This window comes from Lysobacter sp. TAF61 (assembly GCF_052113485.1).
In the GTDB taxonomy this organism is placed as follows: Bacteria; Pseudomonadota; Gammaproteobacteria; order Xanthomonadales; family Xanthomonadaceae; genus Lysobacter_J.
This window is the reverse complement of record NZ_JBFRDH010000007.1, coordinates 250663-264229: the sequence shown is the minus strand read 5'-3', so window position 1 is coordinate 264229 and position 13567 is coordinate 250663. Positions and strand designations below refer to the sequence as shown.

Annotated in this window: 13 protein-coding genes; 10 read left to right on the top strand and 3 right to left on the bottom strand. The window is 67.9% G+C overall.

Features of this window, described 5'->3' with window-relative positions:
- The 4 genes from AB4Y64_RS16480 to AB4Y64_RS16465 form a co-directional block, all read left to right on the top strand.
- A partial coding sequence (locus AB4Y64_RS16480) for an OmpA family protein (RefSeq protein WP_441817550.1) occupies positions 1-218 on the top strand: 218 nt, incomplete at its 5' end.
- A gap of 256 nt (positions 219-474) precedes the next feature.
- The gene (locus AB4Y64_RS16475) at positions 475-990 is read left to right on the top strand and encodes a hypothetical protein (protein ID WP_441817549.1); all 516 of its coding nucleotides are present in this window, start codon (positions 475-477) and stop codon (positions 988-990) included.
- A 106-nt stretch (positions 991-1096) separates the two neighbouring features.
- A complete protein-coding gene (locus AB4Y64_RS16470; protein ID WP_441817557.1) occupies positions 1097-1798 on the top strand; it encodes a pseudouridine synthase in 702 nt (233 codons plus the stop codon).
- Between the two features lie 133 nt (positions 1799-1931).
- Positions 1932-2372: a hypothetical protein gene (locus AB4Y64_RS16465; protein ID WP_441817548.1), complete on the top strand. Its 441-nt coding sequence runs from the start codon at positions 1932-1934 to the stop codon at positions 2370-2372.
- A gap of 84 nt (positions 2373-2456) precedes the next feature.
- On the opposite strand, the gene kbl is transcribed toward AB4Y64_RS16465, so the two are convergent.
- On the bottom strand, positions 2457-3662 hold the full coding sequence (gene kbl / locus AB4Y64_RS16460; RefSeq protein WP_441817547.1) for a glycine C-acetyltransferase: 1206 nt from the start codon (positions 3660-3662) through the stop codon (positions 2457-2459).
- Positions 3663-3667: 5 nt separating this feature from the next.
- Positions 3668-4702, bottom strand: a complete 1035-nt coding sequence (gene tdh / locus AB4Y64_RS16455) for an L-threonine 3-dehydrogenase (protein WP_441817546.1) — start codon at positions 4700-4702, stop codon at positions 3668-3670.
- Positions 4703-4847: 145 nt separating this feature from the next.
- On the opposite strand from tdh, the gene AB4Y64_RS16450 reads away from it, so the two are divergent.
- Both AB4Y64_RS16450 and AB4Y64_RS16445 read left to right on the top strand, forming a co-directional pair.
- The gene (locus tag AB4Y64_RS16450) at positions 4848-7010 is read left to right on the top strand and encodes a S46 family peptidase (RefSeq protein WP_441817556.1); all 2163 of its coding nucleotides are present in this window, start codon (positions 4848-4850) and stop codon (positions 7008-7010) included.
- A gap of 111 nt (positions 7011-7121) precedes the next feature.
- Positions 7122-9287 carry a S46 family peptidase gene (locus AB4Y64_RS16445; protein WP_441817545.1) on the top strand — a complete coding sequence of 722 codons (2166 nt, stop codon included), beginning with the start codon at positions 7122-7124 and terminating at the stop codon, positions 9285-9287.
- A 10-nt stretch (positions 9288-9297) separates the two neighbouring features.
- Here the strand turns inward: AB4Y64_RS16445 and AB4Y64_RS16440 are convergent, their stop codons facing one another.
- The gene (locus AB4Y64_RS16440) at positions 9298-9702 is read right to left on the bottom strand and encodes a DUF3224 domain-containing protein (protein ID WP_441817544.1); all 405 of its coding nucleotides are present in this window, start codon (positions 9700-9702) and stop codon (positions 9298-9300) included.
- Positions 9703-9823: 121 nt separating this feature from the next.
- Here AB4Y64_RS16440 and AB4Y64_RS16435 point away from each other — a divergent pair, with 121 nt between their 5' ends.
- The 4 genes from AB4Y64_RS16435 to AB4Y64_RS16420 all read left to right on the top strand — a co-directional run bounded on the left by AB4Y64_RS16435 (position 9824) and on the right by AB4Y64_RS16420 (position 13553).
- A complete protein-coding gene (locus tag AB4Y64_RS16435) occupies positions 9824-10465 on the top strand; it encodes a histidine phosphatase family protein (protein ID WP_441817543.1) in 642 nt (213 codons plus the stop codon).
- 27 nt (positions 10466-10492) lie between these two features.
- Positions 10493-11797, top strand: coding sequence for a bifunctional tetrahydrofolate synthase/dihydrofolate synthase (gene folC / locus AB4Y64_RS16430; protein ID WP_441817542.1), 1305 nt, complete (start codon positions 10493-10495; stop codon positions 11795-11797).
- Between the two features lie 92 nt (positions 11798-11889).
- Positions 11890-12948 carry an SPOR domain-containing protein gene (locus AB4Y64_RS16425; protein WP_441817541.1) on the top strand — a complete coding sequence of 353 codons (1059 nt, stop codon included), beginning with the start codon at positions 11890-11892 and terminating at the stop codon, positions 12946-12948.
- A 35-nt stretch (positions 12949-12983) separates the two neighbouring features.
- Positions 12984-13553, top strand: a complete 570-nt coding sequence (locus AB4Y64_RS16420) for a CvpA family protein (protein WP_441817540.1) — start codon at positions 12984-12986, stop codon at positions 13551-13553.
- Positions 13554-13567: the final 14 nt, after the last annotated feature.

Genomic DNA, 13567 nt, shown 5'->3' with positions numbered 1-13567 from the left:
ATACCGACCAGTGCGGCAAGGATGCGTACAACCAGAAGCTGTCGGAGCGTCGCGCCACCACGGTGTACGACTACCTGACCAGCAATGGTGTGGACGCCGCGCGTCTGGTGGGCCCGATCGGTTACGGCGAGAGCCGCCCGCTCGAGGACGTGGGCCAGGCGTTCCCGGCCTGCAAGAGCGAGAAGAACCGTCGCACCGAGCTGAACGTCCAGAACTGAGTTCGGGACGCCGGGTTTCGGTAACGAAGCCCGGTAACGAACCTCGGTAACGATTCTTCCAGGCAATCTTCGAAGCCCGGCCTCGCGCCGGGCTTCGTCGTTCATGCGCCAGCATCGGCGCAGGCGCATGCGTTATGCCCGCGTGAGGCTGCTTTTACGCCTGTTTTCAAGGTTGTCGCACCTTGGACTGACGCCTACACTGCGCAGGCAGCCCGGGAACGTTCCGGTTCCAGGGGCGAATGGAAGGAGCGGCGCCATGCGCGCGATGTTCGGTCTGTCGTTGATGTTGATCGCCTCGATGGCACAGGCGCAGTCCGCGCAATGCGGTTCGGTCGCAGCACCGACGTCGCTGCCGATCCGTCCTACCGTGGTCGCTCCGATCGCACCGGAGCTCGTCGTTCCCAGCCATCAGCTCGGTGCACCTACCGGCGTGTTGTCGCAGGCGTTCGACGAAGCGTTGGCCGTGGACCAGGTACTGTTCCGCCTGCGCCTGGAAGGGTGCCAGGTGGCCAAGGCATTGCCGGCGGCGGCGCCGGCTGCCGCCATGCCGAGCGCGAACGACGCGGCGGCCTACAAGCCCAAGACGCAGTTCGACAATACGCCGTGGCGTTTCGACATGAACCAGAACGGCAAGAAGATGACCGCCGAAGAGTTCGATGCCTGGATGAAGGCCAAGGGCGTGCGCGTGGCCAAGGGCAAGGGCGCTGTCGCAGCGCCGGCCGCACCGGTGGCGCCGGTCGCTCCGGTGCCGGTCAAGGAAGAAAAGAAGTGATTGCGTGGGGCGCCTTTGCGCCCCGTCGCCTGTGCCGCTGCGCCGGCATTTCGTGAAGCCGGTTTCCACCCGCGCGGCCACGCCTCGCCACGGCCTTGCGCGCGTGATGTCGAAGCAGGGCCTGTGCTCGCGCAGCGAGGCCGCACGCTGGATCCAGGCCGGTCGCGTTGAAGTCGACGGACGCGTGGTCCGCGACCCGGAGTTTCCGATCGTGCAAGGCCGGCAGCGGATCGTCGTGGACGGGCGCGATCTCGACCAGGCGCCGCGGATCCACCTGATGCTCAACAAGCCGCGGGGCCTGGTCACCAGTACCCAGGACGAACGCGGCCGCGATACGGTCTACCGATGCCTCGACGGTTCCGGGCTGCCGTGGCTGGCGCCGGTGGGCCGGCTCGACAAGGCCAGCGAAGGCCTTCTGCTGTTCAGCAACGACCCGGCCTGGGCGGCGCTGATCACCGACCCGCAGACCGGTCCGGACAAGACCTACCACGTCCAGGTCGACACGCTTCCCGAGCAGGCCCTGCTGGCGGCGCTGGTGGCGGGGGTTGAGGCCGAAGGCGAGTGGTTGCGCGCCAGCTCGGCGCGCCTGCTGCGCAGCGGCGAACGCAATGCCTGGCTCGAGATCGTCCTCGACGAGGGCCGCAACCGTCAGATCCGCCGCCTGCTCGACGGGTTCGACATCGGCGTGTTGCGACTGGTCCGGGTTGGCATCGGGTCGCTGCAGCTGGGCGAGTTGGGCAAGGGGCAATGGCGTCACCTCAATGATGCGGAAGTGGGCGCACTGACCGTGCCCCCTGTTCATCTGTGAGCTGAGTGCCGGTCCTCGCTGGAGCGGGTGACGCACAGTGTCGGACTGTGGGCCACATCACTCTTTTAACGTTTCCTTTGCGCGGTTTTGACGCCTACACTGCGGCCAACTTCGTCGTGGGGAGAGAGCTCAGATGCGCAAGATGTCGATGGTGGTTTCGTTGCTGCTGGTGTCGGGCGTTGCCGCCGCGCACACCGGCTCGGTCGATCATGGCCAGGGTGTGGCAGCGCAGTCGGACGTCGCCCGTTCGGCCGTGCGCATGGAGCAGGGAGTGATGGTCGCCGCGGGCAAGAAGACCAAGACCGCCGAAGCCGCGCCCAAGGCCGAAGAGCCCAAGGCCGAAGTCGCCGCGGAATCCACCTTGCCGGGCGAGTACAAGCCCAAGACCCAGTTCGACAACACGCCGTACCGTTTCAACATGAACCAGAACGGCAAGAAGATGACTGCCGAGGAATTCGACGCCTGGATGAAGTCGCGCGGTATCCGCGTGGCCAAGGGCGCACCGGGCGGCGGCGCGCAGCCTGCCGCAGCGCAGGGCGGTGCCCAGGTCGCCAGCGACGCCAAGGGCAAGTAAACAAACACATCCTCGTCGGATGGAATGCAAAAGGCCGGTCAATGACCGGCCTTTTGTTTTTGCCGCGCCGTGACTGCGCGAACGTCAGCCCTTGATCACGCCCAGTTCGCGGCCGATCTTGATGAACACCGCAATCGCCTGGTCCAGGTGCTCGCGCGTATGCGCGGCCGACATCTGCGTGCGGATGCGCGCCTGGCCCTGCGGCACGACCGGGAAGAAGAAGCCGATCGCGTAGATGCCTTCCTCCAGCAGCCGCGAGGCGAACTTCTGCGCCAGCGGTGCGTCGTACAGCATCACCGGGCAGATCGGGTGCACGCCGGGCTTGATGTCGAAGCCGGCCTGGTTCATCTGTTCGCGGAAGTAGGCGGTATTGGCAGCCAGTTGTTCGCGCAGCTCGCCGGCCGAGGACAGCATCTCGAACGCCTTGATGCCGGCGGCCACGACGTGCGGCGGCAACGAGTTGGAGAACAGGTACGGCCGCGAACGCTGGCGCAGCATTTCGATCACTTCGCGGCGCGCGGTGGTGAAGCCGCCGAGTGCGCCGCCCATGGCCTTGCCGAGGGTGCCGGTGAAGATGTCGATCTTGTCCATGACGCCCTTCACTTCGGCCGAGCCGCGGCCGCTGGCGCCGAGGAAGCCGGTGGCGTGGCATTCGTCGATATGTACCAGGGCGTTGTACTTCTTCGCCAGCGCGGTGATTTCGTCGAGCGGGGCGATGAAGCCGTCCATCGAGAACACGCCGTCGCTGGTGATCAGCTTGGTCTTGCAGCCGGCGGCATCGGCGGCCTGGAGCTGCTTCTCCAGGTCGGCCATGTCGCAGTTGGCGTAGCGGAAGCGCTTGGCCTTGCACAGGCGCACGCCGTCGATGATCGAGGCGTGGTTGAGTGCGTCGGAGATGATCGCGTCGTCTTCGCCGAGCAGCGGCTCGAACAGGCCGCCGTTGGCGTCGAAGCAGGCGGCGTAGAGGATGGTGTCCTCGGTGCCGAAGAACCCGGCGATGGTCTGCTCGAGCTGCTTGTGCAGGTCCTGGGTGCCGCAGATGAAACGCACCGAGGCCATGCCGAAGCCGTGCGTGTCGAGCGCGGCCTTGGCGGCGGCGATGACGTCGGGGTGATCGGCGAGCCCGAGGTAGTTGTTGGCGCAGAAGTTCAGCACCGTGCGGCCATCTTCCAGCGTGATCTGCGCCGACTGCGGCGAGGTGATCACGCGCTCGGCCTTGAACAGGCCCTGGGCACGGATGCTGTCGAGTTCTTCCGCGTAGCGGGCGGTCAGGGCAGGGGAGTTTGCCATGGCGGTCAGTTCCAGCTCAGCACGACTTTGCCGGCCTTGCCCGATTCCATCAGGTCGAAACCCTGCTGGAAATCGTCGATAGGCAACTGGTGCGTCAGCACCTTGCCGAGCGGGAAGCCGCTGAGGACCAGCTGCGTCATCTTGTACCAGGTCTCGTACATCTTGCGGCCGTACATGCCGTGGATGGTGAGGCCCTTGAAGATGATCTTGTCCCAGTCGCAGCCGGCGCCCTTGGGCATGATGCCGAGCATGGCGATCTTGCCGCCGTGGTACATGCAGTCGAGCATGTCGTTGAAGGCGCGCGGGTTGCCGCTCATCTCCAGGCCGACGTCGAAGCCTTCCATGTGCAGGTCGGCCATCACGTCCTTGAGCGAGGTGTTGGCGACGTTGACCACGCGCGTGGCGCCCATGTCGGCGGCGAGCTTGAGGCGGAAGTCGTTGACGTCGGTGACCACGACATTGCGCGCGCCGATGTGCTTGCAGATGCCCGCGGCAATGATGCCGATCGGGCCGGCACCGGTGATCAGCACGTCCTCGCCGACCACGTCGAACTCCAGCGCGCAATGCGCGGCGTTGCCGTAGGGGTCGAAGAACGCGGCCAGTTCGCTCGGGATCTGGTCCGGGATCGGCCACAGGTTGCTGGCCGGCATCACGATGTATTCGGCAAACGCACCGTTGCGGTTGACGCCGATGCCGACGGTGTTCGGGCACAGGTGCTGGCGGCCGGCGCGGCAGTTGCGGCAATGGCCGCAGACAATGTGGCCTTCGGCCGAGACGCGCTGGCCGGTCTTGTAGCCGGTCACGCCCGGGCCGACTTCGGCGATGCGGCCGACGAATTCGTGGCCGATCACCAGGCCGGGCTTGATCGTGCGCTGGCTCCACTCGTCCCACAGGTAGATGTGCAGGTCGGTGCCGCAGATCGCGGTCTTCTCGAGCTTGATCAGGACTTCGTTCGGGCCGGGCGCCGGGACCGGCACCTCTTCCATCCAGATGCCCTTGCCAGCTTCGCGCTTGACCAGCGCTTTCATCATTTGCGTCATTTGGGAACGTCCGCGGATTGGCGGTAAAGAGGCGGGAATTATACGCCGCCGACCCGCCCGGGCCGGGGGGCAGGTTTGCCCCGGCCGGTCGGGTTGGCCTATCGTCGCCGGCTTCCCGAGCCGCTCGAAGCCCGTCATGCCGACCATGCGCCACCGTTTGTCCGCCCTGTCCGTCTCCGTGCTGCTGATCGTCGGCGCCGGCGTCTCCCACGCCGACGAGGGCATGTGGATGCCGTCGCAGCTGCCCGAGATCGCCCGCCAGCTCAAGGCCGCCGGCTTCAAGGGCAAGCCCGGCGACCTGGCAGAGCTGGCGCGGCCGCCGATGAATGCGGTGGTCAAGGTTGGCGGCGCCAGCGGCGCGTTCGTGTCGAAGGACGGCCTGGTGCTGACCAACCACCACGTTGCCTTTGGCGTGATCCAGTACAACTCCAAGCCTGGCAGCGACCTGATCAAGGACGGCTACATCGCCAGCAATCGCGCCGGCGAACTGCCCGCCAATCCCGACTATCGCGTGCTGGTGACCACCGGCTTCGACCGCGTCACCGACACCATCCTCGCCGCTGCGCGCGGCAAGCAGGGGCGCGATTACTACGACGCGGTCGACAGCGCCAGCAAGGCCGCCGTGGCCAGGTGCGAAAGCGAGCCGGGCTATCGCTGCAGCATCGCCAACATGTACTACGGGACCGACTTCTACCTCGTGCGCCAGCTCGAGCTGCGTGACGTGCGCCTGGTCTATGCGCCGCCGAACGACATCGGCAACTACGGCGGCGAGGTCGACAACTTCGTCTGGCCACGCCATGCCGGCGACTTCACCCTGCTGCGCGCCTACGTCGGCAAGGACGGCAAGCCGGCCGACTACTCGGCCGACAACGTTCCCTACGTACCACCGGCACACCTGCAGGTGTCCACGCGCAACGTCAAGGAAGGCGACTTCGCCATGCTCGCCGGCTACCCGGGCGTGACGTTCCGTCATCGCATGGCCTCGGAATTCGCCAACCAGATCGACTGGCAGTTGCCGTCGCGCGTGGCCTTGTACCAGCGCATGATCGACGTGATCGAAGCCGGCGGCAGCAAGGACGAGGCCGCGCGCGTGAGCTATGCCTCACAGGTGCGCGGCTTGAAGAACACCCTCAAGCGCGCCCAGGGCGAGTTGGATGGGCTGCGCCGCAGCGACGCGGCCAAAGTGCGTCGCGATGACGAAGCCGCGATGTACGCCTGGCTCGACAAGCAGGCCGACGCCGCCGCGACGCGCGCCGACATCGCCGCCGCCCAGGCGGTGATCGACCAGGGCGTGGCCACGCGCGAGCGCGACCAGCTGCTGGGCGTGATCCAGTCGCAGACGCAGTTGCTGCGTTCGGCGATCACGCTGCAGCGCTGGGCGGCCGAGCGTCCCAGGCCCGACGAGCAGCGCGAGAGTGGTTACCAGCAGCGCGACGAGGTGCTGATCACCGGCCAGCTCAAGCAGGTGCAACGGCGCTACTCGCCGGCGATCGAGAAGGCCTTGCTGACCGAGCTCATCAGGCAGTACCAGGCATTGCCGAAAGCGCAGCACGTTGCCGAGTTCGACGCGGTGTTCGGCGCCACGCCGGCGCAGCTGAAGACGCGCCTCGACGCGCTGTATGCGGGCACGCGCCTGGGCGACGAGAAGCAGCGACTGGCGGCGATGAGCGCCAGCAGCGCCACGCTGGCCAAGTCGAACGACACCCTGCTCAAGGCCGCGGCGACCTTGCTGCCGGCGATCCAGCGGATCGAAGGCGAGGGCAAGGCCAGCGCCGGCGAACTGCTGCGCCTGCGCCCGGCCTACATGCGCGCGCTGATCGCCTATCGCAAGTCGCAGGGCCGCGCCGTCTACCCGGATGCCAACTCGACCCTGCGCGTGAGCTACGGCCGCATCAGCGCGATGGATCCGCACGACGGCGTGCACTACCTGCCGCTGACCACCGTCCAGGGCATCGTCGAGAAGCACACCGGTGCCGAGCCGTTCAACGCGCCGCAGCCGCTGCGCGATGCGATTGCCCAGGGCGATTTCGGCAGCACCGCCGAGCCGAGCCTGGGCACGCAGACGGTCGACCTGATGACCAACCTCGACACCACCGGCGGCAATTCCGGTTCGCCGGTTCTTGACGCCAGGGGCGACCTGATCGGTCTGAACTTCGACAGCAACTGGGAAGCGGTGAGTGCGAGCTGGATGTTCGATCCGCGCTACAAGCGTGCGATCCATGTCGACATGCGCTACCTGCGCTGGCTGCTGGCAAAGGTCTATCCGGCCCCGCACCTGCTGAAGGAAATGAATCTGCCGGCGGAATGACGGCCGGCAGATTGCGCGACAAAGCTGAATGGCAGCCCGTTCCGCGTCATGGTCGCGCGGGTTCGCCACGGGCTAGACTCGGTCGTTGATTTTCCTGCTCGGAGCGGATGCATGCGTCATACGGTGTTGGCAGTTGCGGTACTGGGTGCGTTGGCTGGAGCCGGCGTCGCCCGGGCAGGAGAGGGCATGTGGGTGCCGCAGCAGTTGCCGGAAATTGCCGGCCCGCTGAAGAAGGCCGGCCTCAAGCTCAATCCCAGGCAACTGGCCAACCTGACCGGCGATCCGATGGCCGCGGTGGTCTCGCTGGGCGGATGCACTGCAAGTTTTGTCTCGCCGCAGGGCCTGGTGGTCACCAACCACCATTGCGCCTATGGCGCGATCCAGCTCAACTCCACGCCGGAAAAGAACCTCATCAAGGACGGCTTCAATGCCGCCACGCCGGCCGATGAAGTCTCCGCCGGACCCAACGCGCGCATCTACGCGCTCGACACCATCCAGGACGTGACCCGTCAGGTCCACGATGCGATCGCCGCGGCGCCTGATGCGCTGGCGCGCACGGCCGCGCTGGAAACCATCGAGAAGCAGCTGGTGGCCTCGTGCGAGCGCGAGGCCGGCTTCCGCTGCCGTCTGTACAGCTTCTCTGGCGGCACCACCTACCGTCTGTTCCGCAACCTCGAGATTCGCGACGTACGCCTGGCTTACGCGCCCCCGGCAGGCGTGGGCAACTTCGGTGGCGAGGTCGACAACTGGACCTGGCCGCGCCACACCGGCGATTTCTCGTTCTATCGCGCTTATGTCGGCAAGGACGGCAAGCCGGCCGCGTACTCGCCCGACAACGTGCCCTACCAGCCCAAGGCCTGGCTGAAATTCGCCGACAAGCCGCTCGGCGCCGGCGACTTCGTCATGGTGGCCGGCTATCCGGGGCGCACCTCGCGCTATGCACTGGCCGAGGAGTTCCAGGAAACCGCGAGCTGGACCTATCCGACCATCGCCGGACACTACAAGGACCTGGTCGCACTGGTCCAGGCCGAAGGGCGCAGGAATCCGGACGTCGCCGTGAAGTACGCCAGCACCGTCAAGGGTTGGCAGAACACGATGAAGAATTACGAGGGTCAGCTCGAAGGCTTCAAGCGCATCGACGCGGCGCAGCGCAAGCAGGCCGAGGAAACCGCGATCCTGGAGTGGTTGCGCCAGCAGGGCGGCAAGGGCGAGCCGGCGCTGGCCGCGCACGCCAGACTGGTGGAACTCGATGAAGCCGCGCGCGGCAACCGCGAGCGCGACCTGGTGTTCGGCCAGCTGCGCAGCACGGGTGTCCTGGGTGCGGCGACGCAGCTGTACCGGCTGTCGCTCGAGCGCGCCAAGCCCGATGCGCAGCGCGAGCAGGGCTACCAGCAACGCGACCTGGCGACGTTTGAAGGCGGCATGCGGCAGATGGAGCGCCGCTACGTGCCGGCGATGGACCGCCAGCTGCAGGCCTACTGGTTGCGCGAGTACACCAAGCTGCCGGCGTCGCAGCGGATCCCCGCGCTCGAGAAGTGGCTTGGCGGCAGCGACGACAAGGCGATCAACCGCGCGCTCGACAAGCTCGCCAAAACCAACCTGGGCATCACCGAGCAACGCCTGCGCCTGATGACGGCCAGCAGCGCCGAGCTGGAGAAGAGCAAGGACCCGGCGATCCAGTTCGCGGTGGCGATCATGCCGACCGTGCTGCAGCTGGAGAACGAAGGAAAGGCCCGTGCCGGCGATGCGTTGCTGTCGCGCCCGCTGTACCTGCAGGCGGTGGCCGACTACCGCAAGAGCAAGGGCCAGTTCGTCTATCCGGACGCCAACTCGTCGCTGCGTATCACCTTCGGCAACGTCACCGGCTACACCAGGCTCGACGGCAGCAAGCAGGCGCCGTTCACGCGCCTGGAGGAAGTCGCCGCCAAGGCCACCGGTCAGGATCCGTTCAATGCGCCCAAGGCGCTGCTCGATGCCGTCGCGGCGAAGAACTACGGTGGCCTGGCCGACAAGAAGCTCGGCACGGTGCCGGTGAACTTCCTGTCGGACCTGGACATCACCGGCGGCAATTCGGGTTCGCCGGTGCTCGACGCTCAGGGCAAGCTGGTCGGGCTCGCGTTCGACGGCAACTGGGAGTCGGTGAGCAGCAACTGGGTGTTCGATCCGGCGATGACGCGGATGATCTCGGTCGACCAGCGCTACATGCGCTGGATCATGCAGGAAGTCTATCCGGCGCCGCAGCTGTTGCAGGAAATCGGCCTGCCGCAGAAGAAGTGACCGGCACGTTTCACTCTTGCGTCGGAAGCTCGTAGTCGAACGTGTAGAAGTGCTTGCCGTCGGCGATGTCGATGATGATTCGTCCCGACAGGCCCCGCAGCTCGCCCGTGCCAGAATCGGGCACCACGTTCACCGTCAGCGTCGGCACGCCGCGGTCGAGGGTGCCGTTGTGCTGGGTGAGGAAGGCGCCGACGCGGCCATCGAGTGAGCCGCTGATGCGCTCGATGGCGACATAGGCCGCCGAGCCCTCGACCTCGGTGCCGACGGCGAGCATGTGCACCACCGCGGTTGCGTCGAGCGGGCCATGGAAGCGCTTGTCGAAACGGAAATGGCCGGCGACGACACCGTCGCCCAGATCGCAGCCGCTTTCGGGCGTGCGCTTGACCTCGAACTCGCCGTTCACCTGTCGTGCCATGGTCGTGCTCCTTGCAGGGGCCCTGATCCTCGCGCACCGGCGCGGCGGTTGCCAGTGCAACGGTTGTGCCGCCGCCGGCATTTGCCTAGGCTGCGGTGCTGCGTCCCCACACACAAGACACATGCGCATCCTATTAGCCCGTCACGGCGAGACGCCGTGGAATGCCGAAGGCCGCTACCAGGGCCAGGAAGACATCCCGCTGTCGCCGGTCGGCATTGGCCAGGCGCGTGCGCTTGGCGAGCGCCTGCGCGAGCTGCCGATCACCCGTGCCGTCGCCTCGCCGCTGACCCGCGCGCGCCAGACCGCCGAGTTCGCCCTGGGCGAGCGCGACCTGCCGCTGACCCTCGATCCGGGCCTGATGGAAATCGCCCACGGCACCTGGGAAGGCCTGCTTGCCAGCGAAATCCGCGAGCGCGACGGCGAACGCCTGCAGGCCTGGCGCGACGCCCCGCACGAAGTGCTGATGCCGCAGGGCGAGTCGCTGCAGCATGTGTTCGACCGCGCCTGGCCGGCCTTCGCGCGCGCTGCCGAGGGGCTGGGCGATGGCGACACCCTGCTGGTGGTCGCCCACGATGCGGTCAATCGAGTGCTGCTGTGCCACGTGCTGGGCATCCCGCTGGCGCGGCTGTGGAGCTTCCGCCAGGCGCCCACCACCATCAACCTGCTCGAAGGCGCCGACGTCGACCACCTCGAGGTAGTGCGCCTGAACGACTGCAGCCACCACACGCTGCTGTTCGGAGAAGCCGTGCACCGGGCGCTGTAAGCGACGCGGACAGGCGATAATGCGGCGATGACCCGCACGCTTGCCGACTGGCTCGAATACATCGAGCGCATCCACCCCAAGACCATCGACATGGGCCTGGAGCGCATCGCCGAAGTAGCCGGGCGGCTGCGCCTCAAGCGCCCGGCGAAGAAGGTCATCACGGTCGGCGGCACCAACGGCAAGGGTTCGACGGTTGCCTTCCTGGAGGCGATGGCGCGTGCCGCGGGGCGCAAGGTCGGCGCCTACACCTCGCCGCACCTGCTCACGTACAACGAGCGCATCCGCATCGACGGCGCAGACGTTGGCGATACCGACCTCATCGCTGCGTTCGAGGCCATCGAGGCCGCACGCGTGGAGGCAGCACGCGGCGAGGTCGCGCTGACCTATTTCGAGTACGGCACCCTGGCCGCGCTGTGGCTGTTCGAGCGCGCCGGGCTCGACCTGGCGATCCTCGAGGTGGGCCTGGGCGGGCGCCTGGATGCGACCAACCTGGTCGATGCCGATGTGGCGATCATCACCACGGTCGATCTCGACCACCAGGATTACCTCGGCGACGAGCGCGAGGCGATCGGTGCGGAGAAGGTCGGGATCGCGCGCATGGGCAAGGCCCTGGTGCTCGGCGACGACGACCCGCCGTCGAGCGTGCTCGGGCACGCCTACCGCATCGGCGCCTCGACCTGGCGGATCAGCAACGATTTCTTCTTCGAGGTGCTGCCGGTGGAGCTCGATGGCAACGGCCGTCCGCTGCCGCGGCGCTGGCGCTGGCGCGAAGTCGGTTTCCGCCTGGACCTGCCAATGCCGCGCCTGGTCGCACCCGTGCAGCTGCGCAATGCCGCCGTCGCCATTGCCGCATTGCGCGCGCTGGGCCGGACGGTGACGCGCCAGGCCATCATCGAAGGCATCGCCAGCGCCGACGTCCGCGGCCGCCTGCAGCGTGTCGATCGCGATGGCGTCGAGGTGGTGGTGGATGTCGGCCACAACCCGCAGGCGGCGCGCGCGCTGGCCGCCTGGCTGGCAGCCAATCCCGTGCCGGGTGCGGTCCACGCGGTGTATGCGGCGTTGAGCGACAAGGACGTGGCGGGCGTGGTCGATGCGATCGCTTCCCAGGTCGGGCACTGGCACCTGGCCGGCTTGCCCGGGCCGCGCGGTGGCAGCGCGCAGGCGCTGGTGGAGCGACTGCGGGACACGCACGCAGCGGCGGGCGCACGCCATGCAACAGTCGAGGAGGCATTGCGCCAGGCGCATGCGCAGGCAGCCCCGGGCGATCGCGTGCTGGTGTTTGGTTCGTTCCACACCGCCGCCGCGGCGCTGGAATGGCTCGGTCACGACTGAACGGTGTGACGCGATTCGATTTCAGGCAACGGTCAGGGCAGGCGGCAAGGGTATAATTCGCGCGGCAATCCGCCTGCGGTGTGCGAGACCCGATGGAACCTGCCCTGAAACAGCGACTGATCGGCGCGACGGTACTGGTCGCGCTGGCGGTGATCTTCCTGCCCATGCTGATCAAGGGCCCGGCGCCCGAAAGCGGAGCCTCCGACGTTCCCCTCAAGCTGCCCGACGCTCCGCAGGGCGAGTTCGAGACGCGTGAGTTGCCGCTGGTGACCCCCGGCCAGGCGCCGCAGGGTGGCGCGGTCGGCATGGACGCTGGCGACGCCGACAGGTTGCCGACGGTCGACACCACGGCCACTGCGGCGGCCACTGCGACGCCGGATGCGGCGACCAGTTCCGCCGCGGGCACCGCCGGGGGCAACTACGCAGTGAGTTTCGGCAGCTACGCTTCGTCGGCGGACGCCGATCGCGTGGTCAAGGCGCTGGCCTCGGCGCAATTACCCGGTTACCAGGAAGCGGCGCCCGCCAGCGGCAGCCGCACCCTTTATCGCGTCCGCATCGGACCCTATGCCACGCAGGCCGAAGCCGAGGCCGCGCGCCTGCAGTCGGCGCGCGTGCGCAGCGACGTCGGCGCCAAGGTAGTGACGCTCGACGCCGACGCTGCCGACCCGGCTGCTGCCGCGCAGACCGCGGCCGTGGCGCCCGCGCCCGCCGTCTCGGCGCCGGTGCCGCTGGCCGACTCGACGCCGGCCACCCGGCCGGCGCCGCTGCCGTCGGAGCCTGCCAAGGCGGCCGTCACCAAGGCCGCTGTCACCAAGCCACCAGTCGAAGCGCCGGCCAAGCCCGCCGCCAAGCCTGCTCCGACCACGGTCGCCAGCGCTGCCCCGGTTGCCGCGCCGGCCCGTCCGGCCGCCGCCGATACCGGCTTCGCCGTCCAGCTGGGCGCCTTCGGCAGCGCCGAAGAGGCCGCCAAGTTGCGCGATCGGGCCCGCGCGGCCGGTTTCAGCGCCTTCGTCGAGCAGGTCCGAACCGACAAGGGCGTGCTGAACCGGGTCCGGGTCGGGCCGGTCGCCAGTCGCGCCGACGCCGACCAGCTCAAGGGTCAGGTCTCGGCAAAGCTGGGCGTCAGCGGCATTGTCCGACCGCATCCCTGACCCCATCTAGGCCAGGCAGACAGTGAGCGCAGCGCATGAGCGCGATTGACTGGGTGCTGCTGGCAGTGGTGGTGGCGTCGGCCCTGTTCGGGCTGATGCGCGGCTTTGTCGGCGTGCTGGCCTCGCTGGCCGCCTGGGTGCTGGCGGGGTGGGCGGCGTTCCGGTTCGGCGGGCAGGTGGCGCTGTTGTTCGCAGGCGACGGCGATGCCGGCCCAGGCGAACTGCTCGGTGGTTATGCACTGTGTTTCATCGGCGTGTTGATCGTGGTCGGCCTGGTGGGCTGGCTGGTGCGCAAGCTGGTGCAGTCGGTCGGCCTGTCCGGGCTGGACCGGATGCTGGGCCTGGCACTGGGCCTGGCGCGTGGTGCGTTCGTCGCCTGCGCGCTGGTGCTGCTGCTGGGTTTGACGGCGATGCCGCGCGAGGAACAATGGCAGCGTTCGCAGGTGGTGCCGGTGTTCGTGCCGGGCGCACAGTGGTTGCGGACCTGGCTGCCCGACTGGGTGGCCGCGCAAGTGGACCTGGATGGTCGTGACGAACTGCCGGCGCCGCAAGCGCCGGCGCATGAACCCGACCAGGCGCTGCCGGCGCCGGTCAGCGGGGCCTGACGGCCGCGCGCGCT

What these genes read in the sequence shown, in the direction of transcription:
- AB4Y64_RS16475 (WP_441817549.1), top strand. Translation starts at nt 475, where the DNA reads ATGCGCGCGATGTTCGGTCTGTCGTTGATGTTGATCGCCTCGATGGCA.
- AB4Y64_RS16470 (WP_441817557.1), top strand. Translation starts at nt 1,097, where the DNA reads ATGTCGAAGCAGGGCCTGTGCTCGCGCAGCGAGGCCGCACGCTGGATC.
- AB4Y64_RS16465 (WP_441817548.1), top strand. Translation starts at nt 1,932, where the DNA reads ATGCGCAAGATGTCGATGGTGGTTTCGTTGCTGCTGGTGTCGGGCGTT.
- kbl (WP_441817547.1), bottom strand. Translation starts at nt 3,662, where the DNA reads ATGGCAAACTCCCCTGCCCTGACCGCCCGCTACGCGGAAGAACTCGAC.
- tdh (WP_441817546.1), bottom strand. Translation starts at nt 4,702, where the DNA reads ATGACGCAAATGATGAAAGCGCTGGTCAAGCGCGAAGCTGGCAAGGGC.
- AB4Y64_RS16450 (WP_441817556.1), top strand. Translation starts at nt 4,848, where the DNA reads ATGCGCCACCGTTTGTCCGCCCTGTCCGTCTCCGTGCTGCTGATCGTC.
- AB4Y64_RS16445 (WP_441817545.1), top strand. Translation starts at nt 7,122, where the DNA reads ATGCGTCATACGGTGTTGGCAGTTGCGGTACTGGGTGCGTTGGCTGGA.
- AB4Y64_RS16440 (WP_441817544.1), bottom strand. Translation starts at nt 9,702, where the DNA reads ATGGCACGACAGGTGAACGGCGAGTTCGAGGTCAAGCGCACGCCCGAA.
- AB4Y64_RS16435 (WP_441817543.1), top strand. Translation starts at nt 9,824, where the DNA reads ATGCGCATCCTATTAGCCCGTCACGGCGAGACGCCGTGGAATGCCGAA.
- folC (WP_441817542.1), top strand. Translation starts at nt 10,493, where the DNA reads ATGACCCGCACGCTTGCCGACTGGCTCGAATACATCGAGCGCATCCAC.
- AB4Y64_RS16425 (WP_441817541.1), top strand. Translation starts at nt 11,890, where the DNA reads ATGGAACCTGCCCTGAAACAGCGACTGATCGGCGCGACGGTACTGGTC.
- AB4Y64_RS16420 (WP_441817540.1), top strand. Translation starts at nt 12,984, where the DNA reads ATGAGCGCGATTGACTGGGTGCTGCTGGCAGTGGTGGTGGCGTCGGCC.